The sequence below is a fragment of the Cytobacillus sp. FSL M8-0252 genome, from assembly GCF_038007345.1.
In the GTDB taxonomy this organism is placed as follows: Bacteria; Bacillota; Bacilli; order Bacillales; family Cytobacillaceae; genus Cytobacillus; species Cytobacillus kochii.
Genome location: NZ_JBBOWZ010000001.1, coordinates 2,147,777 through 2,173,880, shown reverse-complemented (window position 1 = coordinate 2,173,880; position 26,104 = coordinate 2,147,777). Strand labels below are relative to the sequence as shown.

General features: G+C 35.7%; 29 protein-coding genes. 6 read left to right on the top strand and 23 right to left on the bottom strand.

Going from position 1 to position 26,104, the window contains the following annotated elements:
* Positions 1–222: 222 nt before the first annotated feature.
* Together MKX83_RS11145 and MKX83_RS11140 are read right to left on the bottom strand one after the other, a co-directional pair.
* The gene (locus MKX83_RS11145; protein WP_341055327.1) at positions 223–1,158 is read right to left on the bottom strand and encodes an ATP-grasp domain-containing protein; all 936 of its coding nucleotides are present in this window, start codon (positions 1,156–1,158) and stop codon (positions 223–225) included.
* 160 nt (positions 1,159–1,318) lie between these two features.
* Complete coding sequence (locus tag MKX83_RS11140) at positions 1,319–2,845, bottom strand: DHA2 family efflux MFS transporter permease subunit (RefSeq protein WP_341055325.1); 1,527 nt, start codon at positions 2,843–2,845, stop codon at positions 1,319–1,321.
* 177 nt (positions 2,846–3,022) lie between these two features.
* Between MKX83_RS11140 and MKX83_RS11135 the strand changes: the two genes are divergently transcribed.
* Positions 3,023–3,895 carry a TetR/AcrR family transcriptional regulator gene (locus MKX83_RS11135; RefSeq protein ID WP_328199183.1) on the top strand — a complete coding sequence of 291 codons (873 nt, stop codon included), beginning with the start codon at positions 3,023–3,025 and terminating at the stop codon, positions 3,893–3,895.
* Positions 3,896–3,941: 46 nt separating this feature from the next.
* Here the strand turns inward: MKX83_RS11135 and MKX83_RS11130 are convergent, their stop codons facing one another.
* The 5 genes from MKX83_RS11130 to MKX83_RS11110 form a co-directional block, all read right to left on the bottom strand.
* Positions 3,942–5,021 carry a nitric oxide synthase oxygenase gene (locus MKX83_RS11130; RefSeq protein WP_095369420.1) on the bottom strand — a complete coding sequence of 360 codons (1,080 nt, stop codon included), beginning with the start codon at positions 5,019–5,021 and terminating at the stop codon, positions 3,942–3,944.
* Between the two features lie 72 nt (positions 5,022–5,093).
* Positions 5,094–6,443 (bottom strand): D-arabinono-1,4-lactone oxidase, encoded by a 1,350-nt coding sequence (locus MKX83_RS11125; RefSeq protein WP_341055323.1) that lies wholly within the window; start codon positions 6,441–6,443, stop codon positions 5,094–5,096.
* Positions 6,440–7,603: an alanine racemase gene (locus MKX83_RS11120; RefSeq protein WP_341055321.1), complete on the bottom strand. Its 1,164-nt coding sequence runs from the start codon at positions 7,601–7,603 to the stop codon at positions 6,440–6,442. Before MKX83_RS11120 ends, MKX83_RS11125 begins: the two co-directional genes overlap by 4 nt.
* Positions 7,604–7,688: 85 nt before the next feature.
* Complete coding sequence (locus MKX83_RS11115; RefSeq protein WP_095369422.1) at positions 7,689–9,212, bottom strand: solute symporter family protein; 1,524 nt, start codon at positions 9,210–9,212, stop codon at positions 7,689–7,691.
* A gap of 2 nt (positions 9,213–9,214) precedes the next feature.
* Positions 9,215–9,559, bottom strand: a complete 345-nt coding sequence (locus tag MKX83_RS11110) for a DUF485 domain-containing protein (protein WP_233435262.1) — start codon at positions 9,557–9,559, stop codon at positions 9,215–9,217.
* A gap of 171 nt (positions 9,560–9,730) precedes the next feature.
* Here MKX83_RS11110 and MKX83_RS11105 point away from each other — a divergent pair, with 171 nt between their 5' ends.
* Together MKX83_RS11105 and MKX83_RS11100 are read left to right on the top strand one after the other, a co-directional pair.
* On the top strand, positions 9,731–9,928 hold the full coding sequence (locus MKX83_RS11105) for a hypothetical protein (protein ID WP_095369424.1): 198 nt from the start codon (positions 9,731–9,733) through the stop codon (positions 9,926–9,928).
* A gap of 71 nt (positions 9,929–9,999) precedes the next feature.
* On the top strand, positions 10,000–10,425 hold the full coding sequence (locus MKX83_RS11100) for a DUF2621 domain-containing protein (RefSeq protein ID WP_095369425.1): 426 nt from the start codon (positions 10,000–10,002) through the stop codon (positions 10,423–10,425).
* A gap of 76 nt (positions 10,426–10,501) precedes the next feature.
* Here MKX83_RS11100 and MKX83_RS11095 read toward each other — a convergent pair whose 3' ends face one another.
* The 3 genes from MKX83_RS11095 to MKX83_RS11085 all read right to left on the bottom strand — a co-directional run bounded on the left by MKX83_RS11095 (position 10,502) and on the right by MKX83_RS11085 (position 12,327).
* Entirely contained in the window at positions 10,502–10,996 is a 495-nt protein-coding gene (locus MKX83_RS11095; RefSeq protein ID WP_095369426.1) for a CcdC family protein, read from the bottom strand.
* A gap of 82 nt (positions 10,997–11,078) precedes the next feature.
* Positions 11,079–11,438 (bottom strand): response regulator, encoded by a 360-nt coding sequence (locus MKX83_RS11090; protein ID WP_095369427.1) that lies wholly within the window; start codon positions 11,436–11,438, stop codon positions 11,079–11,081.
* A 181-nt stretch (positions 11,439–11,619) separates the two neighbouring features.
* Positions 11,620–12,327 (bottom strand): cytochrome c biogenesis CcdA family protein, encoded by a 708-nt coding sequence (locus tag MKX83_RS11085; protein ID WP_095369428.1) that lies wholly within the window; start codon positions 12,325–12,327, stop codon positions 11,620–11,622.
* Positions 12,328–12,631: 304 nt separating this feature from the next.
* Between MKX83_RS11085 and MKX83_RS11080 the strand changes: the two genes are divergently transcribed.
* On the top strand, positions 12,632–12,811 hold the full coding sequence (locus MKX83_RS11080; protein WP_095369429.1) for an aspartyl-phosphate phosphatase Spo0E family protein: 180 nt from the start codon (positions 12,632–12,634) through the stop codon (positions 12,809–12,811).
* A 199-nt stretch (positions 12,812–13,010) separates the two neighbouring features.
* Here the strand turns inward: MKX83_RS11080 and MKX83_RS11075 are convergent, their stop codons facing one another.
* The 6 genes from MKX83_RS11075 to yneA form a co-directional block, all read right to left on the bottom strand.
* A complete protein-coding gene (locus MKX83_RS11075) occupies positions 13,011–13,229 on the bottom strand; it encodes a YneF family protein (RefSeq protein WP_095369430.1) in 219 nt (72 codons plus the stop codon).
* An 84-nt stretch (positions 13,230–13,313) separates the two neighbouring features.
* Positions 13,314–13,748, bottom strand: coding sequence for a sporulation inhibitor of replication protein SirA (sirA, locus tag MKX83_RS11070; protein WP_095369431.1), 435 nt, complete (start codon positions 13,746–13,748; stop codon positions 13,314–13,316).
* A 136-nt stretch (positions 13,749–13,884) separates the two neighbouring features.
* A complete protein-coding gene (gene tkt / locus MKX83_RS11065) occupies positions 13,885–15,882 on the bottom strand; it encodes a transketolase (protein WP_095369432.1) in 1,998 nt (665 codons plus the stop codon).
* 159 nt (positions 15,883–16,041) lie between these two features.
* A complete protein-coding gene (locus MKX83_RS11060) occupies positions 16,042–16,272 on the bottom strand; it encodes a DUF896 domain-containing protein (RefSeq protein WP_095369433.1) in 231 nt (76 codons plus the stop codon).
* A 464-nt stretch (positions 16,273–16,736) separates the two neighbouring features.
* Complete coding sequence (locus MKX83_RS11055) at positions 16,737–17,402, bottom strand: YneB family resolvase-like protein (protein ID WP_341055318.1); 666 nt, start codon at positions 17,400–17,402, stop codon at positions 16,737–16,739.
* A gap of 14 nt (positions 17,403–17,416) precedes the next feature.
* Positions 17,417–17,749, bottom strand: coding sequence for a cell division suppressor protein YneA (yneA, locus tag MKX83_RS11050; RefSeq protein ID WP_095369435.1), 333 nt, complete (start codon positions 17,747–17,749; stop codon positions 17,417–17,419).
* 131 nt (positions 17,750–17,880) lie between these two features.
* Between yneA and lexA the strand changes: the two genes are divergently transcribed.
* Together lexA and MKX83_RS11040 are read left to right on the top strand one after the other, a co-directional pair.
* The gene (gene lexA / locus MKX83_RS11045) at positions 17,881–18,528 is read left to right on the top strand and encodes a transcriptional repressor LexA (RefSeq protein WP_095369436.1); all 648 of its coding nucleotides are present in this window, start codon (positions 17,881–17,883) and stop codon (positions 18,526–18,528) included.
* 196 nt (positions 18,529–18,724) lie between these two features.
* Positions 18,725–19,009, top strand: coding sequence for a DUF4257 domain-containing protein (locus MKX83_RS11040; protein ID WP_224936226.1), 285 nt, complete (start codon positions 18,725–18,727; stop codon positions 19,007–19,009).
* A 724-nt stretch (positions 19,010–19,733) separates the two neighbouring features.
* Here MKX83_RS11040 and MKX83_RS11035 read toward each other — a convergent pair.
* The 7 genes from MKX83_RS11035 to hflX all read right to left on the bottom strand — a co-directional run bounded on the left by MKX83_RS11035 (position 19,734) and on the right by hflX (position 26,085).
* The gene (locus MKX83_RS11035; RefSeq protein WP_157733734.1) at positions 19,734–19,919 is read right to left on the bottom strand and encodes a hypothetical protein; all 186 of its coding nucleotides are present in this window, start codon (positions 19,917–19,919) and stop codon (positions 19,734–19,736) included.
* Between the two features lie 439 nt (positions 19,920–20,358).
* Complete coding sequence (locus MKX83_RS11030; protein WP_341055316.1) at positions 20,359–20,712, bottom strand: hypothetical protein; 354 nt, start codon at positions 20,710–20,712, stop codon at positions 20,359–20,361.
* A 269-nt stretch (positions 20,713–20,981) separates the two neighbouring features.
* A complete protein-coding gene (locus MKX83_RS11025; RefSeq protein ID WP_095369441.1) occupies positions 20,982–21,284 on the bottom strand; it encodes a hypothetical protein in 303 nt (100 codons plus the stop codon).
* 284 nt (positions 21,285–21,568) lie between these two features.
* Entirely contained in the window at positions 21,569–22,903 is a 1,335-nt protein-coding gene (gene glnA / locus MKX83_RS11020) for a type I glutamate--ammonia ligase (RefSeq protein ID WP_095369442.1), read from the bottom strand.
* A gap of 41 nt (positions 22,904–22,944) precedes the next feature.
* The gene (locus tag MKX83_RS11015) at positions 22,945–23,355 is read right to left on the bottom strand and encodes a MerR family transcriptional regulator (protein ID WP_095369443.1); all 411 of its coding nucleotides are present in this window, start codon (positions 23,353–23,355) and stop codon (positions 22,945–22,947) included.
* Positions 23,356–23,538: 183 nt separating this feature from the next.
* Positions 23,539–24,810, bottom strand: coding sequence for a methionine gamma-lyase family protein (locus MKX83_RS11010; protein WP_341055315.1), 1,272 nt, complete (start codon positions 24,808–24,810; stop codon positions 23,539–23,541).
* 18 nt (positions 24,811–24,828) lie between these two features.
* Complete coding sequence (hflX, locus tag MKX83_RS11005) at positions 24,829–26,085, bottom strand: GTPase HflX (protein WP_307314327.1); 1,257 nt, start codon at positions 26,083–26,085, stop codon at positions 24,829–24,831.
* Between the last annotated feature and the right edge of the window lie 19 nt (positions 26,086–26,104).

Below are 26,104 nucleotides of genomic sequence, written 5' to 3'. Positions count from 1 at the left end.
CTATCACGAGTTATAAATATACTCTTTTTTGAGCAAATGTCAAGAAATAACGTTAAAGTCCTCCATAATCAAGAGCTGCTTAAAATTAAGCAGCCCTTAGATGTATTACCTAACATTTCAGTATTACTGACATACACATTTTGAATTAGCATATGTCATTCTATTTAGAACTGTTCATAGAAAAATGGACTAGCTTCATTAGTATATGATGGCTAACATGAATTATGCTAGCTTCAACTGTTCCTTCAAAAACGTTGCTAGTTGTAACATGCCGTATTTACCTGCAATTGCTTCAGCGTCTGCATTATAATTCGTATTTGTATTGATGTCATACGTATAAACGTTACCATCACCATCTTTTATAAATTCAATCCCTGCTACATCAATTCCTGCATATTCAAGAAATTTCTCATATTTAACCATTTGTTCAGTATCCACTTCTTCAGTAATTTCGAATTTAGGACGTATCTGTGGCTCTTCTCCCATTGGACAAAAAGCATCGCCAATTTGACAAGCATCTGCCGGACATAATTCAAAGCCTTCTGAAGTATCAACATTTACAGCATAATAAAACTTCCCGCCAATGAACTCTGCCCTTGTAATTATCTGATCCTCCGATTTTATATATTGCTGAATAAGAGTAATCCCATCAACAGGTTCTTCGAAGGAATTGCTATTAACATACGTTCTTAAAGAATCGATTGTTTGGAATAACTGCACACCTAAACCTTTTCCTGCACGATTGTGTTTCGTTATAAAAGGAGTGGTTCCTATTTTTTCAGCTGCAGTTATAATATTTTCTTTCCCAACTGCTCCAATTGTTTTTGGTGTTTTAATCCCGCTTTTTTCTAGTAGAGCATATTGTTTCACTTTACTCACCTCTAACGAAAGTGCGTTACTCCCATTTAACACTTGTCTACCGTGACTTTCTAACCATGTAATCACACTTGCTGCTAATTCTGGAGCGAAACGATGCCCTCTCGTGTGAGATGAAGCACTCATGCGATTATAAAACACACCTTCTGGTGGTGTAGAATTTAAATCAATTATTCCCTCATGTAAGTGCCATGTTTCGTAAGGTACTTGTAATTCATCTAATCTTCTTGTCAAATGGTCTGTCCATTCATCATTCTCGTGAATAATATATATCTTTTTCAAAGAAAACACTTCCTTTTAATAAAAACTATTATGTATGGTACCTATTATTTCACGGGTATCAGAAATTCTCAATTATTTCGTATAAAGATGCAATTAATCATACTTTAACAAAATCAAAAAAAATGACTGTGAGATGAGGATCTCCAGTCACTTTATTCTATCATCTTGACGATTTTGTTTCATTTAAAGGTCCCGTTTCTAATGCTTCAGTCTGTTCTTCGGGATCTTTTGCAGGTACTGAGCGTTTCATAAAGAAGACGAGAATCAACGCGATAACCGAAATAAAAGTTGAAACAAAAAAGGCAAAATTAATCCCGTCTAATGTAGATTGCAACCCAATTTGTATCATCGCTTCTTGAGATAGTTCTCCTCCACCATTTTCACGTAGAGTAGTTTTTGCTAAATCTTCTCCGACTGCGTTTGCTTTATTAGACATAATTGTAATAAGCAACGCTGTACCAATGGCACCAGATACCTGGTTAAGTGTATTATTCATCGCCGTACCATGGGGATAAAACCGTGGTGGTAATTGATTCAAACCGTTTGTAGACACAGGCATCATTACCATTGACATACCGAACATTCTAATCGTATGTAATACCATAATATGAATTGCTCCTGTATCCATACCAAGACGACTAAAAAAGAAAGTCGAGATTGTCATAATGCTTAAGCCGGTTAAAGCTAATATTTTCCCACCGAATTTATCAAATAACTTTCCAGTTAGGGGTGACATTGCTGCCATTACTAATGCACCTGGCAGCATCATTAAACCGGCATCAAAAGGGGCAATACCTCGGATATTCTGTACATAGATAGGAATGAGTAGCATCCCTGAGAACATCGCCATATTCACAACCATTGTAATAATCGTTGAGAGAGTAAACATTGGAAATTGAAAAACACCAAAGTTTAACATTGGTTCTTTTTGCTTGTTTTGTCTAATTATAAAAATGAATAGAGAAATAGCACCGACAATGATGGTTAAATAAACGTTTGCAGCACTCCATCCATCATTACCTGCTGAGCTGAATCCATATAAAATACCACCAAACCCAATACTAGACAATAATAATGAAAGAAAATCTAATTTAATTGATTGCTTTTCTTTTTTATCTCTTAACCATATAAAGCCTAATAGTAAAACGATAATTGCAATTGGAGAAATAAAATGAAACAACATTCGCCAATCATAATTTTCGACAATCCACCCTGACAATGTTGGACCTATCGCTGGGGCTGCCATTAATATTAAACCAAATATCCCCATCGCAGAACCACGCTTTTCAACAGGGAAAGAAACGAGCATCACATTCATTAGAACAGGCATTAATATAGCCGAACCAGAAGCCTGCATCATTCTTCCTATAAGTAACATGCTAAAAATATCGGCAAATCCAGCTACAAATGTTCCTAATGTGAACATAAGCATCGCAAATAAAAACAAAATACGAACACTATATTTACGGATTAAGAACGCTGTTGCAGGGATTAAGACCCCATTTACTAACATATAGCCAGTTGTTAGCCACTGGACAGTAGCTGTATCTACATTCAAATCCTCCATGATTGATGGTAAGGCGATATTTAATAGAGTATTGTTTAAAAACGCAATAAACGCACCCACCATTAGGATTGCTAATAATCCATAGGGTGGTGTATTTGAATTTTGGTGATTTGCGGTCATTGTTTCCCCTCCCTATACACATTGTTCAATTGTTTATACCACTATTTCACGTAGGACTTATCATAACTGATATGATTAGTGAATGCAATCATTATATTTCGCTTTGCGAATTTTTTCTTAGGAGAATTTTATGTTATGATACTAATTATTTAAAACTTAAAGATAAGGTGATATTTTTTGAAGGACAGAAAATTACATGTCATTCATTTAGCTCATGAATTATTTATTGAAAAAGGATTTCAAGCTACTTCTATCCAAGATATATTATCTTATACAGGTATATCTAAAGGTACATTCTATAATTACTTTTCATCAAAAGCAGAATTACTAATGGCCATCTTTAAAGATAGTTACAAACTGATGGAAAAGGAGAGAGATGCTTTACTTATCGGCAAAAGCCCACAAAGTATTGATGTTTTCAAGCAGCAAGTGGAACAGCAAGTCATGTTTAATCATAAACATCAGCTCATCTCCTTATTTGATGAAATGTTCATATCAGATGACATAGAACTTAAAGCATTTATAAGAAAAGGTCAGCTCCAGACAATTAAGTGGATTTATTACCGTTTTATTGATCTGTTTGGAGAGAATCGGCGAGCATACCTTCTTGATATGTCAATTATCTTCCTTGGTATTCTTCATCAGTTGAGCAAATATTATACTGAATTATTCCAATCATCGGTCAGTATTACTAAGGTTGTTCAATATAGTGTTGAGAGAATTGTAGAAATGACAAATCAAGTTGCGACAAAAGAAGTTCAACTATTCTCACCTTCTTTAATCGATACAGAGATCAATGATTTATTAGGTACTGAAACACAGGATGAAATTAAGTATTTATGTGAACTTATCTTAGAAACGGAAGCACTAACTAAGGACGAAGAATTATTGATACAGTTTATTCAAGACGAACTCCTTTTAAGAAAAAAACCAAGGAAGTTTCTTATTGATAGTGCCTTAGAGACATTAAAACGGACAGATTCAATATGTAATAAAAGTAGTATAATACGGCTTCAGTCTATTGTTCACAACACTTCTTCCCCATCATAAAAAAGATAGATATTCTAACCATTTAGGGTAGAGTATCTATCTTTTTTTAATAAGGTTTATGCTGATAATAAAAATTGGGTGACTTACTTACATTTTTATAAGGTTTATGAAAAATGTGAGTAGTAGCTGGTGATAAAGGGGGAATAAGCCAAGTCCAATCTCCAGTGACTTCTCTCTTGTGTTTTCTTTCCTTCGTTTCAAATTGTTTGAATTGTTCTGCAGCCGTATGATGATCTACAATACTAACTCCGGCCCGTCGAAAAGAATGCATGACAGCTAAATTTAATTCGATTAATGCACGATCTTTCCAAAGTGAAGCATTCGAGCGAATATTTAACTCTAACAATTCTGCTATAATAGGTAACTGATTGTACCTATCTTCATCTGCTAAATTTCTAGCACCTATTTCTGTCCCCATATACCAACCGTTAAAAGGTGCCGCTTCATAAATAAGACCGCCTATTTCCATTTTCATATCAGCAATGATGGGGATTCCATACCATTTTAACTGTAATTCTTTAAACCAAGTATATTCGGGGTGTTCGATTTCTACCTCAACAATTAATTCTGTCGGTATCGTAAACCATTTGGGTTCTTCATTGTTCTTTTGAATAACAAGCGGTAATATATCGAAATGACTATAGGTTGGCTCCCACCCTAGCTCGATGCACTTTTTTGTAAATTCAATAGAAGATGAATCACCTAATATACCATCTTTGGTGTCATATCCAGCATATCTAATCAATTGGTGATTCCATATACGAAAGGTTGTATCACTTTCGTTACTTGGAAATACAGTAATAAAAGGTTTAATTTTCCCACTATTCGTCGCTAGTTTTATGTGCTCAAAAAGCGCCTTTGCTACTTCCTCTTCTGTGTTACATAATCTCTTATCGATGACTTGAAGTGTTTCCCAAAAGAAACGCCCTATACAACGATTACTATTACGCCATGCAAGTTTGCTACCATAAGCCAATTCTTCCTGTAATTGCGTATATGTTCCAGTTGATTCTATTTCATCAAATATCATACTTAATCTTCTATCCGCTTGTTCTTTTGTTTGCCTTGTTTCTTCGTAAAACTGATAAATAAATTCCTGAGCTTTTTGAAATAGTTCTTTAGACAAGATAGACTGAATCCTCCTGAATGTAGATTCGATAATACTATCTTACCATATCCCTTTCGTATGTTAGAAAAATCATGGCTTTTCTGTCATTGTTTCTTTCCCGTACATGTTGCCCTTTTCAATATGAAACAACTTCGCCAAATAGGGATTGACAAATAAATGGTTTGGATCAAGTTTTGCTCTCCAAATGAGGAATTCTCTTAGGTGGCTGTATTTACGAGTCAACTCTGAAACCTTTGCTTGATGAATCTTCCCCCAATGAGGACGCCCATTATACTTATTCATAATTGCTTCCATATCGTTAAAATAGGTTTCATATGGCATACCTTTAAACATATGAAAAGCAATATAAGCTGAATCTCTCCCAAAAGATGGGCTAAACCAAATATTGTCTCTTTTCACGACGCGACATTCGATTGGAAAATGGACCTTGTATTGCTGCTCTTCTATTTTTTTCCTTATTTCATCGAGACAAGCAACCATATGCTCTAACGGAATGGCATACTCCATTTCAACAAACTTTACTTTTCGTGGAGTAGCAAATAAATCATAACTTGGCGCATATTGCTCACTATCACTAATGGCTTTTGCGCTTATACGACTAACTGGTTTCGTTAGATTTGGCCATTTGCGACATAAGACAGATAGAAAACCAAATATATAATTCTCCATTATCATACTTTCCATCTTACGCCATTTTCTTTTCCTCGGCTTCTTGTCTGTTATATTCATTGTTTTTATTTGCACATGGTTAGAAAAGGGGAATAAGAAGCATTCAAAATGGCGATTGTGTTGGATATATAAACTAATATGAGACTTTAAATCACTATAAAGTATTTTCCTACTTTTATAAACATAGGTCGGTGCTTGAATGACCTTTAATTTCACCTTTACAACGATGCCCAACAACCCTAACGAAACGAGCGATGCATCGTACAATTGTGAGTTTACTTGACGAGAGATTAACAGTTCCTCTCCTCCTGCTGTAATCATCACTAGTTCTTCAACTTGTGTAGAAATATTGCCGAATTTCATACCTGTCCCGTGTGTACCAGTTGATATTGCGCCGGCAATACTTTGCGTATTTATATCACCAAGGTTTTCTTGGGCCCAACCTTTCTCACCTAAGTATTTGCCGATTTCATATAATTTGGTACCACCATATACCTCTACTAAACCTTGGTCCTCATCAAAAGAAATCATACCTGATAAACGGTCTAATGAAACGAACCACTCTTCGGTTTGAATTAGATTTGTGAAAGAATGTCCAGATCCTACCACTCTAATCTTCTTCTTTTCCTTTCTTGCATTATTTATAACTTTTATGACATCCTCTATGCTTTGTGGAAAAAATAGTTGCTCAGCATTGAATTGTACATTTTCTGCCCAGTTACGGATAGATGCGAGCGAAGTTTTTCTCATAGGAAACACATCCCTTCCCCTCTATACGTTTTTACAGTTGATGTAGATTGACTTTCCGAGTAGCAATGAATCTCTGTGAACCTTTCACATACCTCCCCAGCTTTCGCAGCTCTAAAAACAACTGCACTTCCTATGGATAAACGTTCTTTTGAATAAGACACTGGTGTTTGCACCTCGCCAGCACCTTCCATTGATAAAAGTCTCATGCCATATGGATATACGGGAAGTGGCATCTTCGTTTGATCAGTAACACCGGAAGCAATGTAACCTCCGCCGAGACATGTATATATATCCGCTTTCGCTTGACGAACAATAGGTATGGCAAAGAAGAGAGCAGGTTCATATTTAATCTCTTGATAATAATCAAAAAGAAGTGGTGAATAAAAGCCTGACCCGACAGTAATTTCCGACACTTGTTCGTCTGTTGCCGTATAATGGATACTACCAGTCCCGCCACCATTCACTAAAGCAGGTGTATACCCTTTTTGTAGTAAAGCTGTAATGATTGCTTCCCTCTTCCGTTTTACTTCTCGCTTTGCTTTTTGTTTCATTAAACGGATAATGGTATTTTTCCCATATGAATGCGGGACGTTATCACCAACGCCAGCAATTTGTGCTTCATATCCCATGATTCCCTTCCAGTGAAGCACATCACTAGCATGAATAGCTTCTACTATAGCTAGGACCTCAGAGGAGCTCCTTAAAGAAGAACGTCGAACCCCAAAATGAAATCCAAAAATATTTGTACTCATATCTATATCTACACAAATTGAAAACTGGCCATTTACAGACTTTGCTAGTTTTATTAAATAATCAACATGCGCTAAAGAATCGACCATGACAGTTATTTCTTTAGGATGCTCTCGAGCAATTAGCATTAGAGAATTTTCATCCATACTTGGGTATCCAAGCAAAATGTCATTAAAACCATCTTTCACTAATACTAAGCTCTCATCAGCAGAATAAGTCATAATACCTTGATAGCATTCATTTGAAGCTAAAATACGCTTGATTACATCAATGGAACGAATAGACTTTGTTGCTACTCTTATTTTTTTGCCTTTTGCATGCATTGCGATGACCTGGCAGTTTCGATCAAGAGCATCTAAATCTAATATAAGTGCAGGCTTCGATAAATTTTCTATTCTTTCCATATCCATTAAATCCCCACCACCATTATTTCGCAAAATATAAGAAAAGCGACTTTCTAATGGAAAGCCGCTCTTGTGCGTTGTATTAAAAATATTATTTAACACCTGTATTCGCTTTAACAGTTACTTCAGCATATTTCTTCTCATCTCGTTTATTTGAAACAACTGCACCAATATAGGCTGCTAGAAATCCTGCTGGAACTGATATGATTGCCGGGTTGGTTAATGGAAATATTGGATCACCAACAAGGATTGCTGTTCCTTCAGGGCTCAATACACTTGGACTAATAGCTACTAGAACAAGTGCAGTAACGAGACCGGTAACCATTCCTGAAATGGCACCCGCTGTGTTGAACTTCTTCCAGTATATTGTATAAATGATAACTGGAAGGTTCGCACTTGCTGCCACACAGAAAGCTAAAGATACTAAGAAGGCAACATTTAACGTTTGCGCAAATAGGGCAAGAATAATCGAAAGTACAGAAACACCAATGGAAGCATATCTTGCGGCTAGCATTTGCTCTCTCTCAGTTGCTTTACCTTTTTTAATAATTTGCCCATAAATATCATGTGCGAAGGCTGAAGCTCCTGAAAGCACAAGCCCAGCAACGACGGCAAGAATGGTTGCAAAAGCAACGGCAGAAACGAATGACATTAGGAAGTCTCCACCAAGTGCTTCAGCTAATAGAGGTGCTGCCATATTACCAGCTGCATTTGCTGCAACGATATCTTGTGAGCCTACAAACGCTGCAGCTCCAAATCCTAGGAAGATCGTTAAGATATAGAATATTCCTACAATCCAAGTAGCTGTGACAACAGAACTTCTCGCTGTTTTAGCATCTTTCACTGTGAAAAACCTCATCAAAATATGAGGAAGTCCAGCAGTACCTAATACAAGAGCGACCATCATTGACAATGTGTCAACACCGTTCGTATATTTCACACCTGGGTTTAAATAAGATTCACCGTGGGATGTTACCGTTTTCATTTGCTCAAACATACCGAGAATATTAAAGTTAAACTCTTTTAATACAAGGAATGAAATAATGACTGTTCCTATCATTAATAGTGCTGCTTTAATAATTTGAACCCAACTAGTTGCCGTCATTCCGCCAAATAAAACATAAGTTGTCATCATGACACCAACGATTACAACAGCAATCCAGTAATCAATACCCAACAATAATTGTATAAGTGCACCAGCTCCAACTAATTGAGCAATCATATAGAAAATAACAATCGTTAACGTACTAATTGCTGCGACTCCTCGAACTTTCTTTTCACTAAATCTGGCACTAATCATATCAGCAATTGTATATTTACCCAAATTTCTAAGTGGTTCCGCAACTATATATAATACGACTAAATAGGCTACTAAGTATCCGATGGAATAGAAGAAACCATCAAACCCGAATAATGCAATCGCGCCCGCAATACCTAAAAAGGAAGCGGCTGATAAATAATCACCAGCAATCGCTAAGCCATTCTGCCAACCGGTTAATCCCCCTCCGGCTGTATAAAACTCACTTGCTGTATTCGTGCGTTTTGCTGCCCAATAAGTGACCACCAATGTCATTGCTACGATTAATACGAATAAAGTTAAACCAATTCCACTCATAATTAACGTTCTCCTTGTGTTTTATGACTTTCAATGATTTGTTCTGCATCTTTATCAAATTTTGCAGCTTTTTTAACGTAAATCATGCATAAAACCCAAGTCATCACAAATTGTGCAAACGCATACATCCAAGTCCATGTAATAGAACCAATTGCCGGTTGATTAAGCACATTCGTAAACGAAGTCAGTATCGGTAGCATAAAATAAAAGAGCATGAAAAAAATAATCATTGGTACTAAAAAGGCTTTCTTAGCACTTAATAAACTTTTAAAAGCTGAACTACTTGCCACAACCTCATAATCTACATTCTCTTCCTTTTGGTCATGCGCTTTCGCTAAGTTATCCAATGGATCCCCTCCCATTTTCTGAAATATATGTATATTCTAAAAAATATAATTAATATATGCAATAGTATTTGTACTAAAAGAAAAGATTTATTTTTAGACAAGTTTCGACAATAACAAGAAATTTTAATATAATAGAAAGTAAATTATTTACTATAGTTTGCGAGGGAAATCATGAAGAGAGTACGTCTATTAAAAGACTATCAAAATTTTCAAAAAGGTACCCCTTTTCTCGTCATTACTGAATCTGAATTTATAGGTGTAAAAGAATATGTCTTGAGAACATATGATTTACATCATCGATTACTAATCACTGACAAGGAATACGCCACATTGTTTTCACAAATTGGGAAAAACGAACCTCTTCTGTGACGCTTGCTTGTCTGATTGCATAAGAAGGCTTATAATAATGAGAGAATAAGAACGGTAAGGGTGAAAAGAACATGCTCGATGGTTGGTTTATGTGGTTTATACTTTTTTGGGTTGTCATATTAGTAATCCTTATGTCCATTGGTGGTTTCTTTATGTTCCGAAAGTTTTTAAAACGGCTGCCTAAAGCTGACGGTAAATCTGATATGGATTGGGAAGAATATTACGTAAGACAAACACAGCATTTATGGGGCCAACAAGAAAAAGAGTTATTAAATGATCTCGTTAGTCCAGTACCAGAACTTTTTCGTGATGTTGCCAGACAAAAGATAGCTGGAAAAATTGGGGAATTAGCTGTAAAGGAAAAAGCAACAAAGATAACAGAGGAAATTCTCATCCGCGGCTACATAATTGCTACTCCAAAAAAAGATCATAAATTTCTAAGAAAAAAATTGGCACAAAAAGAAATCAACATGACACCATATGAACATCTTTTTTAAAACGAAGCAGAAATTGCACAATAACAAAGAAGCACCTTTAAAAGTTAGGACACTCTTAAAGGTGCTTCTTTTCTTGTTAAGTAGTTGGTCTTGATCTAACTTGTTTGACATTTACCGCTTTGTCCATTTTGCGAAATTGAACGAACATTGCCATACGCCATGGAACAATCATCGCAAATGCTAATAAGTAAAACATTCCTGCAAGTGCACCTATGTCTATAGTCGAACTTAGCATCAGTTTGGCAACGAGCCGAATAATAAGTAAACCTATCAAGATAAATATAAACGCTTTCGATTTCTTTAAATAGATTTCGTCTTCCTTCTTTTCAAATTTAGTCGTTTTGATTAATATTAAGGAAAACAATGCCCCTACTATAACAGCTTCCATTAATTCAATTGGCGTAACGCGAAAATAGGGAAAAATAAACATTAATGCCCCCGTACTCATAAACACGGGAGGTAAAATTATCTTCTTAATCGTGACTGGATGATTAGCTGCCTTCATTCGGATGAACATAGCTAATACTGCCATAGAAACAGCTCCAATTGATGTCAACAACACCATGTCCATAAAAAACATCCTTTTACAATAAAATCAATGACACTTATTATTATAGCTAATTCCTATTCAATAGTAAATTATATGTATGATATTAAGATAACACTCGCGATACTGCATCTATCACTCTAACTTCATCAAATGGTTTGATGATAAAATCTTTTGCCCCAGCTTCGATCGCTTCTACTACCATTTTTTGTTGACCCATGGCTGAACACATAACAATTCTAGCTGTTGGGTATTCAGCTCTAATTTTTCTCATTGCTTCTAATCCACTCATCTCTGGCATTGTAATATCCATTGTCACAAGGTCTGGTGTTAATTCTTCATATAAAGCAATGGCTTGTTTACCATTCTCCGCTTCGCCCACAATATCATGATTGGCTTTTTTTAATATATTTGTTAAAGTCAGCCTCATAAATTTTGCATCATCTACTACTAGTATCTTTGCCACCTATTATTCCTCCTCCAAACACATCCGCTACAACATCTCATATTAAAGAACTACGATTTCAAAGTAATATCACTCATTACAATATATCTAATTTTTCTAATAATTTCAATTTAAACCCAACGACAATTTTCGCAAGGAACAAAAAGCGAGTTTTCCTCGCTTTTTAATCCAATTATCACTGTTAAAAACCAGTAAAACCACCTGTCAACATAGTGAGAAGGGAGATTATATCAGTCATCCAATCAAAAAACAAGACGACACCCATTACTATCATTAAAATCCCACCAATTCTCATAATCTTTACATTATGTTTTTTAATCCATTTCATTTTACCGATAAAGAAAGACAATATTAAAAATGGCACAGCAAAGCCAATAATATAGGCAATCATATAAAATAGGCCAGATCCAGGATTTGTCGCTGAAAGTAAAATAACTGATGCTAAAATAGGTCCAGAGCAAGGTGTCCAACCAGCAGCAAAGGCTAAGCCTATTAAAACTGAACCGAAGTAACCAGTCGGTCGATTTTTAAAATCAAATCTCCTTTCTTTCATTAAAAATGCTGGTTTAAGTAAACCTAAGATCACTAGACCAAATATAACAATAAAAATGGCTCCAATTTGACGGATGAGGTCAGCATATTCATAAAAAAAGTTACCTATATAAGAAGAACCAAAGCCGATGGCAATAAACACAATTGAAAATCCTAATAAAAAGCATAGCGTATGTATCAAACTACGTTTTTGTAGCAGTGCATTCTCCGTTTTTAATTCACCTACGCTCATTCCAGTGATATACGATAAAAATGCCGGATATAATGGTAAACAGCATGGCGAGATGAAACTCAAAAAGCCTGCACCAAGAGCAATAATAAAATTCACATCAGTCATACCAACACCTCCATACCTTCCCCTTTTTCCTTCCCCATTCTATCAAAACATTATGAGAAAAGAAATTAATCTTTTTGAATAATTTGTGTCTAACATTTAACACACACGTTAAACACCAGTTTTATTTCGATATTGTATCAATCTCGTTGAATCATTTGGTGATATGTATAATGAATGTAAAAAGTTTTACATAAGTTTCTTTTGAATTAATTACCATTATTCGCTATAATTAATAAAAGTATATTTGGGACAAAATAGAAACTACTTCATGGTTAGAACAAAATCGCAGAGGAGTTTTAGGTGCGTGAACAAACAAGACTTACTACTATTAATTGAACAAAAAAGACGAGAACTGATACAAACCGCTATGAGAAACGGCCTCAACTCTGCTTCTGCCATAAAATATAGTCAGGAGTTAGATTCTTTATTAAATGAATATAATCGTCTTTACGAGAGCAGACTCACATTAAATAGACAAGCATAAAAGGCTAACACTTGGATTAAACAAGTGACGTGATATCAGAGAATTCGACAATATGATACTGACTAAAGAAATAGACCAAAGCTAAAGTTTAGCTTTGGTCTATTTCTTAGTTGCAATGAAGAACCGAAAAATAAAGTTTGCTCTGTTTCTATCTATATGCAATTGAACCTAGTAACTTTATCTAACTATAGTTCGTAAGTTATTTTCCAGGTTGTTGCTTATTCATCGCATTCATCATTTGGTTAATTTTCTTCTGAGACGGCTTCATTCCCATTTGCATCATCATCATTTTAAGCATTTGTTCATTAATTGGTGGATTTTTCTTTAGGTAGCTCATCATATATTTACGAGCGATGAAAAATCCTAGTGCTACACCAGCAAGTAATGCTAATATACCAACTAGAATATATGTCCACATACTACTTCCTCCTTCATGTTGTCTATCATACAGTGTACTAGACCAAAGGTTATTATACAATATTTGCTGATGATTTTCTCTAATTTAGACAAACTTTCTTTCTTTTATTGGCTTTAACCAGCCAAATCGATTATGAAAAAGGTCGATAGCTAAATAAGAACTTTCTTCTTTTCGTAGGACTTCAAAGAAAACCGTCTCTGCATCATAGTTTCCTTGAGCCTCTAAACTAAGAAAACGATCATAGATCATCAACTTAGCTTGACTATTTTTTTCTTTAATATAAAACGCATTACTCTTATAAGAAACTTTTTTCTCTGCATATAATTCTCTATATAAATCATTATTTACTTTATCTTTTGGAATATTCTTGGTGATAAAGGCAATTTGTTTTCCCAAAATAAATTGGATCGTCCCAGTCGCTTGTTCATATTCCTTGAACAGCTGATAAAACATTTGCTCTCTACCAAAATAATGAGACGCAAAAGGTTCATCTATTAAATATAGCTGATACGTTCTCATAGAATTACTCCTTTTTTAGACAAGTCTTTTTCTTATTATAAAATTTTATTTCTGTATTTTCTGTCTCTTTTTGTTATAAATTTCTACTTTTTTTGTCGAAAAAAAACGAAGAGGGAAATTCCCTCTTCGCTCATGTTTATAAACTTTTTAATTTACTTACGATGTTCTCTACAGTAAACCCATACTCTTTTATTAGAATATCTCCTGGTGCAGAAGCACCGAATTGATCAATTCCTAAAACGTCGCCCTCTAGACCGACGTATTTATGCCAGCCAAATGATGCTGCCATTTCAATGGCTAAACGTTTGGTTACATTTTTAGGTAATACAGATTCTTTATATTCATTTGATTGAGCATCAAATCGTTTCCAATCCGGCATACTGATTACTGCCACATCAAAGCCCTCTTCTTTTAAAGCAGCTTTAGCCTTCACCGCTAATTCTACCTCTGACCCTGTCGCTAAAAGAAGCGCATCTGGTTGCTCTTTTTCTGCTTTTGCAATCACATAAGCACCTTTTTGAACTCCTTCAGGGGCTAACTCTGCTGAGTTTGGTAGTGTAGCAATATTTTGCCTAGTTAACACAAGTGCTGTTGGTTGATCTTTTGATTCAATCGCTAACTTCCAAGCAGCTGAAGTCTCATTTCCATCAGCTGGGCGAATAACTGCTAAATTTGGCATGGCACGAAGCGCTGCTAATTGTTCAACTGGTTCATGAGTAGGTCCATCTTCACCTACAGCAATACTGTCATGTGTAAGAACATAAGTAACAGGTAGCTTCATTAATGCTGCAAGCCGAATAGCTGGTCTTAAGTAGTCAGAGAATACAAAGAATGTCCCTCCAAAAACATTTAGACCACCGTGTAAAGCCATACCATTTAAAGCGGCACCCATAGCAAATTCTCGTACGCCAAACCAAATATTTTTTCCAGCATAATTAGTTGCTGAGAAGTCTTCTGCATCTTTAATCATCGTCTTATTCGAACCTGCTAAATCAGCTGAACCACCAAAGAAAGATGGTAAGTTCTTCGCAATACTATTGAGAGCTTCCCCTGAAGACGCTCTAGTGGCTAAACTTTTACCTTCTTCATATACGGGAATATCTTTATCCCAACCATTTGGTAATTCACCTTTGATTGCACCTTCTAGCTGTTCTGCTAATTCCGGATGATTTTTTTTGTAAGCAGCGAAAAGATCTTTCCATTCACTATCTGCTTTTTCACCGTTAATAGCTACATTTTGTTTGAAGTGTGCATATACTTCTTCAGGAACATGAAAATCTTCTTCAAATGTCCACTCATAAGCATCTTTTGTTAATTTTAATTCAGATGAGCCTAGTGGTGAACCATGAGAAGCAGATGAGCCTGCCTTATTCGGGGATCCATAACCAATTACTGTTTTAACTTCTATTAACGTCGGTTGTGTAGTATTTTGACGAGCGCTGTCAATTGCCTGGGCAATTTCATCGAGATTATTTCCATCTTCTACTCGAAGATAATGCCAGCCATAACTTTTAAAACGATCGGCTACACTTTCAGAAAATGATTGATCTAAATCTCCGTCTAATGAGATGTCATTAGAATCATACATTACAATCAACTTTCCTAATTGAAGGTGACCAGCAAGAGAAGCTGCTTCTGCAGACACTCCCTCCATTAAGTCTCCATCTCCGCATATACTATATGTATAGTGGTCTACTACATTGTAGCCATCTTTATTATATTCAGCTGATAAGTGACTTTCTGCCATTGCCATCCCTACTGCCATGGCAATCCCTTGTCCTAATGGACCTGTTGTCGCATCTACACCTGGTGTATGGCCATATTCAGGATGTCCTGGTGTTTTACTACCCCACTGGCGAAATTCTTTAATATCATCTAAAGAAAGACCATATCCCGATAAATGAAGGAGACTATACAAAAGCATAGACCCATGACCCGCAGATAACACAAAGCGATCACGATTAAACCAATCAGGATTTTTGGGGTTATGATTCATAAACTTTGTCCATAAAGTATACGCCATTGGCGCAGCTCCCATTGGCATTCCTGGATGACCAGAGTTTGCCTTCTCGACTGCATCGATAGACAATGTTCTTATGGCACTAATTGATAAAGCATCTGTTTTGTTGAACATGAACGACATCCTTTCAATATATATCCTACAAATTAAATATAATAGACTTTCACCTTCAGTTACAACCAGAAAGGTAAAAAATTATATAATTGTCATATAAAACAACAACAAAGGAAACTGTTCGTGACAGTTTCCTTTTAAAAATTTATAAACACAATCTTAGTGAAGTGGTTTATTTTGTTCACGTTTTAACTTCTCTGGTGTAACATCATTACCTTCAGGGTCAATAACAGTAACACCTTTTAATGTATTTAACATAGAAGCTCTAAACTTCTCTAAATATTCTTTTCTTAATTTAGATTGTTCCTTTGCTTCTGGTTCTGATAAACCTTCTGTTTTCGCTTTCTTAGCAAGCGAATTAATTCTCGCTAATTTTTCTTTTGAAATCATTGTGCTACACTCCTTCCCATCCAAAAAGTTCTTCATTCCATATGGAGAAGATACTTAATAGCCATATTACTAAATATGACTGCATTTTACAAGAAAGCAGTTTTACAATCATCTTTTGATTTTCATTTCAGACGCCAATAAGTTGGTATCGTCTTGCTTTATTATTAGGTATGGCAATGTAGCAGTGTTCTCAACTTAAAAATGTGAGACTATTAATATAGGGAGCGTATGTATGTAAATAAGGGGAATAAGGGAATAATACTTTCACTAACAACTAACGTTAAATGAAAAAACACGGATGAATCCTCGGAAACAAATAACCATTCACAGTTCACTTGTCTGAACCCACGAACGATTGTAGAATCTTTTAGTATGCCTTTATCTTGCTTGGTATCAGTACTAATATTTCTTAGTTTTTTAGTTGAATTACAACTAATCAATCGACTTAACTTATTATGCCTATATCATGATGATTCATTATCCATCTGCTCTATATTATCTATATATTCATTATACCTACGGTTTACTGTCGCTTTAGATATTTTATAACCAAAGCCTCTTAACGTTGCAGCAATTTCTGCAAAAGTAAGGTTATTTTGTCTCAATTTTACTATTTCTTCTATTGGTACCTCTATTCGTTCTCTTCCGTTTATATTTCCTTGGTTTTTTAAATTTTTTTCAGGTCGAAAGCCTTTTTGAACAGCTTTTTGCATCCCTCTTTTTATTTTTACATTATGTAGTTTTCTTTGATACTCTTCAACCATGCTAACAATTTGTAATACCATAGAATCAGAATCTGAAAGTTGCAATTCTCCATTATGGGCAATTGTATAAATCTTCCCATTTTCTTTAAGTATACAATGTAAGATGGCAATTTTAGCATTTCCTCTTCCAATCCTGGTTTCATCTTGAATAAGAACAGCCTCTGCTTGATTTTGTTTAAGTAACTCCAATAATTGCAACACACCAATTCTTTCTAAATCATAGCCACTTGCTTTCTCACGTATGACTTCAACTACATTCATATCCTTCATTCTCGCTAAATGTAAAAGTTCTTCTTCTTGTCTAGCAAGAGACGTTTCCTGTGTATCCTTCGTCGTACTCACCCTGCAATATATAATTACATTCATTCTCTTTCATTCCTTTAGTCTTCTAATATCACACTAGCTAAATTTGTTTCAGATATTATTTCACCATTTGTAATGGGAAGATATACCGTATCACCAGGATGTATTTTACCTAAATGTATATGATTAAATTCTTCTACCCAAGCAACAAAGTCTTTAGAAGACATATTATGGGCATCTTTAAACTCCTCCGCTATTTTCCATAAAGAATCTCCTTGTTTTACTTCAACTTTTACATATTCCTCCTGATTTGCATTACCAGTGTTCAAAAATAATAAGAAAACCATACCGAAACTAAAAGCGATAAGAATAATAGCATAACTATAAGAATTCCACAATTGTTTTATCATTAATTGCCACCCCTGAATAGAATATATGTTCGATTTAATAATTTTAGTATAATGCGAACATTTGTTTCTGTCAATAAGAAAATTCGAACTTATGTTTGTATCTATTTACTACTGATGGTATAATAATCTTAATGAAATTGACGAAGGTGCGTGATAGCGTGAAATTATCTAAGAGGCAGCAAGATATATTGAATTTTATAAAAGATGAAGTAAAACAAAAAGGTTATCCACCTTCCGTTAGGGAAATAGGTGAAGCTGTTGGACTTGCTTCAAGTTCAACCGTACATGGCCATCTAGCCAGACTAGAGAGTAAAGGTCTTATTCGTCGAGATCCGACAAAACCCCGTGCCATTGAGGTATTAAATCTAGAAGAGAGCAACCCAATACCTAAAGTGCAAACGGTGAACGTACCTATTATCGGTAAGGTTACTGCTGGTCACCCCATTACTGCGATTGAGAATGTTGAGGAATATTTCCCTTTACCTGAAAGAATGGCTCCGAGTGATGAAAATATCTTCATGCTTGAAATTATGGGAGAAAGTATGATTGAAGCTGGCATATTAGATGGTGATTATGTCATAGTCAAGCAGCAACAAACAGCAAATAATGGAGAAATCGTGGTTGCTATGACAGAAGATGATGAGGCCACCGTTAAGCGATTCTTTAAAGAGAAGAACTTTATCCGCTTGCAACCAGAAAACCCTACTATGGAGCCGATTATCTTGCACAATGTATCTATTTTAGGCAAAGTTATTGGTGTTTATCGTCAAATACATTAAAAAAGAGTGTCATTATTGACACTCCTTTTTAATAGTTTGCAATTATCTTTATATGTTACTCATACAATTATAAAATTTAAAAAATTCAGTAAAATAGAATCATTACATCGAGACAAAAATATATTATAATGAAATTTACACCAAGAATCAACCTAAGGTCGCAAAAAAATCTCGGCTTTAGGAGTGTGAAGGAAAAATGTTAATGAACATTCTCTTCGCTGCGTTGATTGGTGGAATTGTCGGTGTTGCAGGACATTTGCAGAGATTAGGCAAACTAGTCAAGCCACGGATGACGAAAAAATTCATTTATTTAGGGTTCTTAGAAGACATCTTACTAGGAGGACTGGCGGCCGTATTTGTCATTGTGACAACAACACCGGATTCCCCCACTGCTGTTTTCATCATCTCTCTCGTATCTGGTATGGGAGGTGAGGGTATCTTAAAATTATTAGATACCCTAAAAGTAAAAGATCAAGAATAAAATTTTATTCCGTTCTTATGAACGGTTTTTTGTTGTATATAACAAGAACAAATTTTATTTAGACAACTTCGCTTTTTACCTACTATTCTAGCGCTAGAAATACCCGCTTAAACAGTTCTATTTCACCTTTATGGAAGGGACATAACACATTTTCGTTTAACGTTTTGTGTTGCTTCTTAAATTGTAATATGTATGTCTTACACAGCCCATAGAACCACTCTCCTGAAGTACTGTTCATCCATTCAATACGAGCTAATGTTTTTAAATTTGATACCTACTACTTGACATGATGTTTTATGGGTAAATAAATATTAAAGCATTTTTCATGAAAACAAATAGCTAGGATGATTAAATGCCAATTATTCAATTGATTGGTAACTTGAACGACCTACTTCATCATACATACACCTTAAATTCAGTTCATAAATGAATCAATTGCCCCCCTTGATTTTACATACCCAATAACCCACAAGTACTAAATCGCTTAAAATAACTATTTCTCATTGATTTCGACTATCCGCATCATTACTTATATTTTTTCTTCCTATTATTAATAAATAAATCTGTAGACAAACTCATTTAAGGAGTTTATCTACAGTCTGAAGCAGCCGTTAAAACGGTATTTGAAGATGCCTTTTAGTTTCAGCAATAGTTATTTTCCCATATATAAGCTTCCATTAAAACACAGTAAAAGCACTCTCAACTTACGGGGTTCCTAAGTTCCTTATACTTCAACTGCAACAATATCATCACAACAGATCGTAGTAATTCTTACACGAGCTTTCTTGTCACAACAACAATGATCGTGACGATCATCGTGACGATCACAGTCTGCTTTAGCTAGGAAGACTAAATTACCGCGAATATCGATAAACTCCCCGAACACATGGCCGCCACCTTTAAGAAACACTCTCACATCCTCACCACGGGAAACGTTCTTAAAGAACTCATCGCAGCCACAATCCTTATTGTCGTCTTTGCTGTAATTACCACAACCGTGATTGTTGTTGTCATATCCATATGAGTCTGAATATCTTGGTCTTCTTCCAAAAAAACAATTATTATATCCCATATCTCTTCCTCCTTTCTATCATTATGTTAATACTATATGTCGAGGGTATTGGAGGTGTACGGGCTATATCCCCCTGTTAAAAGACCATTTATTTTCTCTTTGTTTCTATCTTTTAATTTGCTATCCTATCCTAACTAAAATAAAGAAGCAGCCGTTATGGCTGCTTTGGTTGGACTCTTTTTAGTATCTAATAAAGAGATACCAAGTTGAATGTTAATACTCAACAGTTATACTCCTTGCATACATATCTGTTTAGACACAATAAAGAAACTACTAACTATCGTGTTTCAACTGCAACGATATTATCGCAACAGATCGTAGTGATTCTTACACGATTTTTCTTGTCGCAACAATCATCGTGACGATCATCGTGACGATCATCGTGACGATCACAGTTAGCTTTTGCTAAGAAAACTAAATTACCGCGAACATCAACGAATTCTCCTGTCACATGGTCGCCGCCTTTAAGAAATACTCTCACATCCTCACCACGGGAGATATTCTTAAAGAACTCATCACAGCCACAATCCTTATTGTCGTTTTTACTGTAATTACCACAACCGTGATTGTTGTTGTCATATGAGTCTGAATATCTTGAGCCTCTTCCATAGAAATTATTATTACATCCCATTTTTCTTCCTCCTTTCTATGATTATGTTAATACTATATGTGGATGGTCTTAGAGTTGTACGGGCTATATCCCCCTGTTGAAAAACCATTTTATTTTTCTCTGTGGACCTTTTTTGTTTTTCAAACCTATCCTAGCAAATATAAAAAAGCAGCCATTATGGCTGCTTTAATCTGAGACCCTTTTTAGTTTCTATTAATTAGTTGAATGATGATACGAAGCAGTTATACCCCTTGCAAGAACTTCTTTTAGACTCATAAAAAGGACTCTTACTATCGAGTTTCAACTGCAATGATATCATCACAACAGATCGTAGTAATCCTTACACGATCTTTCTTGTTGCAACAATCTTTGTGACGATCATCATGACGATCATCGTGACGATTACAGTTAGCTTTTGCTAGGAAAACTAAATTTCCACGAACATCGATAAACTCTCCGAACACATGGCCGCCACCTTTAAGGAATACTTTCACATCCTCACCACGGGAAATGTTCCTAAAGAACTCATCACAGCCACAATCATTATGATCATATCCGTATGAGTCTGAATAGTTTTGATTATTATATCCCATATTCTCATCCTCCTTTCTATGATTATGTTAATACTATATGTGGAAGATGAAGAGTTGTACGGGCTATATTACCTTGTTAAAAGACCATTTTATATTACATCTTCTTAAGTTTTTATGAAAAATCAGATGTTAAGGCTACTTCTATAAATTAAATGTAAAGAGGTTCATAATAAACGCCTCAAGGATGATCCTCACCTCTTATATTTTCAAATAAAAAAAGACTGTAGGTACCTCGATTACACCGAGTTTACCTACAGTCTGAAAAACCACTTTGGTATTATCTATTAATACATTTGTAAATATTGCTCGCGTTCCCATGGGTGAACTTGCGTTCTGAACATATCCCACTCAATTTCTTTTGCTTCAATAAAGTGCTCAAGAATATGTTCACCAAGTGCAGCAACCATTACTTCATCTTGTTTAAGAAGTTCTAGCGCGCTATAAAGTGTAGCTGGAAGATCTTTAATACCTTCAGCTTCACGTTCCTCTTTGCTCATAACATAAATATTACGGTCTACCGGAGCTGGTGGTGTTAGGTTGTTTTTCACACCATCTAATCCAGCCTTAAGAAGAACAGCCATTGCAAGGTATGGATTGGCAGCTGGGTCAACACTACGTACTTCTACACGTGTACTGACACCACGTGATGCTGGGATACGAATAAGTGGTGAACGGTTTCTCGCAGACCAAGCAACATAACAAGGAGCTTCATATCCAGGCACTAAACGTTTAAAAGAGTTTACTGTTGGATTTGTTACAGCTGTGAAACTTGGTGCATGGTTAATGATACCTGCAATAAAATTACGTGCTGTATCACTAAGTTCTAAATCACCTTTTGTATCATAGAATGCATTTACACCATCTTTAAATAATGAAACGTTACAGTGCATACCTGATCCGTTCACACCGAATAATGGTTTTGGCATAAATGTTGCGTGTAAACCGTGTTTACGTGCAATTGTTTTAACCACTAATTTAAATGTTTGGATGTTATCGCATGCTGTAAGTGCATCAGCATATTTAAAATCGATTTCATGTTGCCCTGGAGCCACTTCATGGTGAGAAGCTTCAATTTCAAAGCCCATTTCTTCTAGCTCAAGAACGATATCACGACGGCAATTTTCACCTAAATCAGTTGGAGCTAAATCAAAATAACCACCATTATCATTAAGTTCTAAAGTTGGTTCACCTTGTTGATCTAACTTAAATAAGAAGAATTCTGGTTCTGGTCCAAGGTTAAAATCTGTAAAGCCGAGGTCTTCCATTTCTTTAAGGATTCTTCTTAAGTTATTACGAGGGTCTCCCGCGAATGGCGTACCATCTGGATTATAAATATCGCAGATTAAACGTGCAACTTTTCCTTTTTCAGCTGTCCAAGGGAAGACTACCCATGTGTCTAAGTCTGGGAATAAATACATATCTGATTCTTCAATGCGAACGAAACCTTCAATTGAGGAACCATCGAACATCATTTTATTGTCCAAAGCTTTTTCAAGCTGACTAATTGGGATTTCTACGTTTTTAATTGTTCCTAAAATGTCAGTAAATTGTAATCTGATAAATTTTACATTTTCTTCTTCAGCAATTCGTGTGATATCTTCTTTAGTGAATTTTGCCACCTTGTGTTTCCTCCTTTAAAGTCAAGAAAAGATTTTTTATTTTAATGGAAAAAGCGTGATAAATCACCTTGTCTTAAAGACGATCGAGTAAACCTACCTGCTTGCATAAATTCTTTACGCAAAAGCTTTCTCAATTCGTCATCTGACAAATCGTGTCTCACTTTTTCTTCTTGCTTCTTAAATGCTTGTTCATCCATCTCTTGTTGTTGTTTCACTGTGAATAGTTGCTTTATTCCAGCCATATTGACACCTTGATCAATTAAATCTTTGATCTCTAGCAATTTATCAATATCATTCAATGAATATAGCCTTCTATTCGTATCCGTTCTAGCTGGAGTAATCAATTGGTGTTCTTCATAATAGCGAATCTGTCTTGCTGTTAGCTCAGTCAGCTGCATCACAATGCCAATTGGAAAGAGCGGCATGGAACGACGTATTTCACTTCCAGTCAACCATCTCTCCTCCTTCATTCTTTTACTTTTAATTTCTTTGTATCTTATATCCTATTATATGTCGTGTTAGATAATCTGTCAACAAAATGTTATGTTTTATCACATGGAAATCATGAAATTTTCAAACTTTTTTCCTAATACTGAAAGAAGGCAGCGTATATCCGCCTCCTTTCCCTATATTTATTAATACTTTTGAATGAGTTTTTTCTCTAATAATTGGTCTAACGCTGTACAAATGGCGATTTTTACATGAGAATAGGTTAATCCGCCTTGAACATATGCTTCAAACGGGGGCCGAATAGGTCCGTCTGCTGTTAACTCAATACTTGCTCCTTGAATAAAAGTACCCGCAGCCATAATGACATCATCCTCATATCCTGGCATATATGCTGGATAGGCAGTAACGTGAGAGTTGATTGGGGAAGCATATTGAATCGCTTGACAAAAGGCAACCATCATTTTAGCATCACCAAATTGTACTGATTGTATAAGGTCTGTTCTCTCTGCATCCCATCTTGGATTAGTTTTCATCCCAAAGTATTCGAGAATTGCAGCTGTAAAAACCGCTCCCTTCAAAGCTTGTCCTACTACATGGGGGGCTAAGAAAAAACCCTGATACATCTCCTGTAAACTATATAGTGAGGCTCCAGCTTCCGCTCCAATGCCAGGGGAAGTTAATCGATAAGAGCACGCTTCAACAAGGGCTTTTTTTCCAACAATGTAACCACCCGTTTTCGCCAATCCACCGCCTGGGTTCTTAATAAGGGAACCGGCCATTAAATCGGCACCAACATGACAAGGTTCCATTTCTTCAACAAATTCACCATAACAATTATCGACGAAGATAACGACTTTAGGGTTGATGGACTTAACAAAATGAATCATTTCTTTAATTTCATTTATTGTAAATGATGGTCTTTCCGCATAACCTTTTGAACGTTGTATACCAACCATCTTTGTTGAGGATGTCATTCTTTCTTTGAGTACCTCAAAATCAACAGTACCATCCTCTTGCAATTCAACCGCATCATACCCAATACGAAATTCTTTTAGAGACCCTACCCCTTTACCTCTTATACCGACGATTTCTTCTAACGTATCGTATGGTTTACCAGTAATATATAAAAGGTCATCCCCCGGTCGTAAAATACCAAATAGCGCAGTGGATATAGCATGCGTACCAGAAATGATTTGTGGTCTAACCAATGCTGCTTCGCCACCAAAGACATCTGCATAGATTAATTCTAAAGTATCTCTACCCGCATCGTCATAACCATATCCCGTCGACGGTATAAAATGGCTATCACTTACACGGTGTTTTTGAAAACTCCGCAGAACCCGAAATTGATTCTCATCTATTCTTTCCTCTATTTTATGTGTCACACAAGAAATTTTTTTTTCTACTTCTTGAACAATCTCAGAAAGAGATTCTCCATTTATTAAGCTTTGGAACATGATTTACACCTTTACTTTCTATACTCTATAATGATTTAGCATTTGTGTGATTGGATGATCTTTGAAGTAAAAACCTTTAGCCAAATACATTTGTTTTTCTTCTATAAACTCACTACTCCGCACAATAGTCACCGTATTTAGGAGCGATAATAACTTTCCTTCTGAAGCAGGGATTGCAGCAGTATACGAATCCATTAATTGGGTGACCGCATGTTCAATTGCTTCTTTTAGCAAATAGCGATCACGATCATTTAATGCACTCATTTGTAACGTGTGCCTACCTTTTGTTGGAATGAACCTTTCATGTGCTTCATCTTTTTTATTATAAACAATCAATTGTGGAATCTCTTCCTGCTCTAAATCATCAATTAATTGTTGTACGGTTTGTTCATGTTGGGTGTAGTCCGGATTAGACATATCGACTACATGTAAAATGAGATCCGCTTCGTTTACTTCTTCTAAAGTAGATCTAAAAGCTGCAATTAACGTAGTCGGTAAGTCTTGTATAAATCCAACTGTATCGGTTAAAAGAGCTGTATATCCACTTGGTAAAGACATTTTTCTTGTCATTGGATCAAGTGTGGCAAATAATTGATTTTCTTCATAGGAATCAGCTTCGGTTAGGCGATTAAACAAGGTCGATTTACCCGCATTCGTATAACCTACTAAGGCTATTTGCAGTGCTTGGTTCTTCTTTCTTCTTTCACGATAACGCTTTCTATGATGAACAACTGCCCTCAATTGCTTATCAATATCATCAATTTTCCTTCGTATATGACGGCGATCTGATTCAAGCTTTGTCTCACCTGGACCTCTTGTTCCAATTCCCCCGCCTAAGCGTGAAAGTGCTGTTCCTTGTCCCAATAATCTCGGTAGTAAATATTTTAATTGAGCTAGTTCAACTTGCAGTTTCCCTTCTTTTGAACGAGCTCTGCCAGCAAAAATATCAAGAATCAACTGGGTTCGATCAATAATTCTTGCCGAAATGAATTCGGATAAGTTACGAACTTGACTAGGAGATAATTCATCATTAAAAATAATCACATCTGCTTCGGTCTCTTCTTGTAGGCGTGATATTTCTTCAACTTTCCCTTTTCCTATATATGTAGATGGATGAATTCTCTCTCTTTTTTGTACAACACTTGTAATCACTTCACCTTTAGCTGTTTTTGTTAGAGACACAAGCTCATCCATTGAATAACTATATTGCAAATCGTCTTCAGTCGTTTGACAGCCGACAAGTATCGCTTTTTCTTTAAAAGACTGTTGTTCCATTAAAGCCCTACTTTCTTTT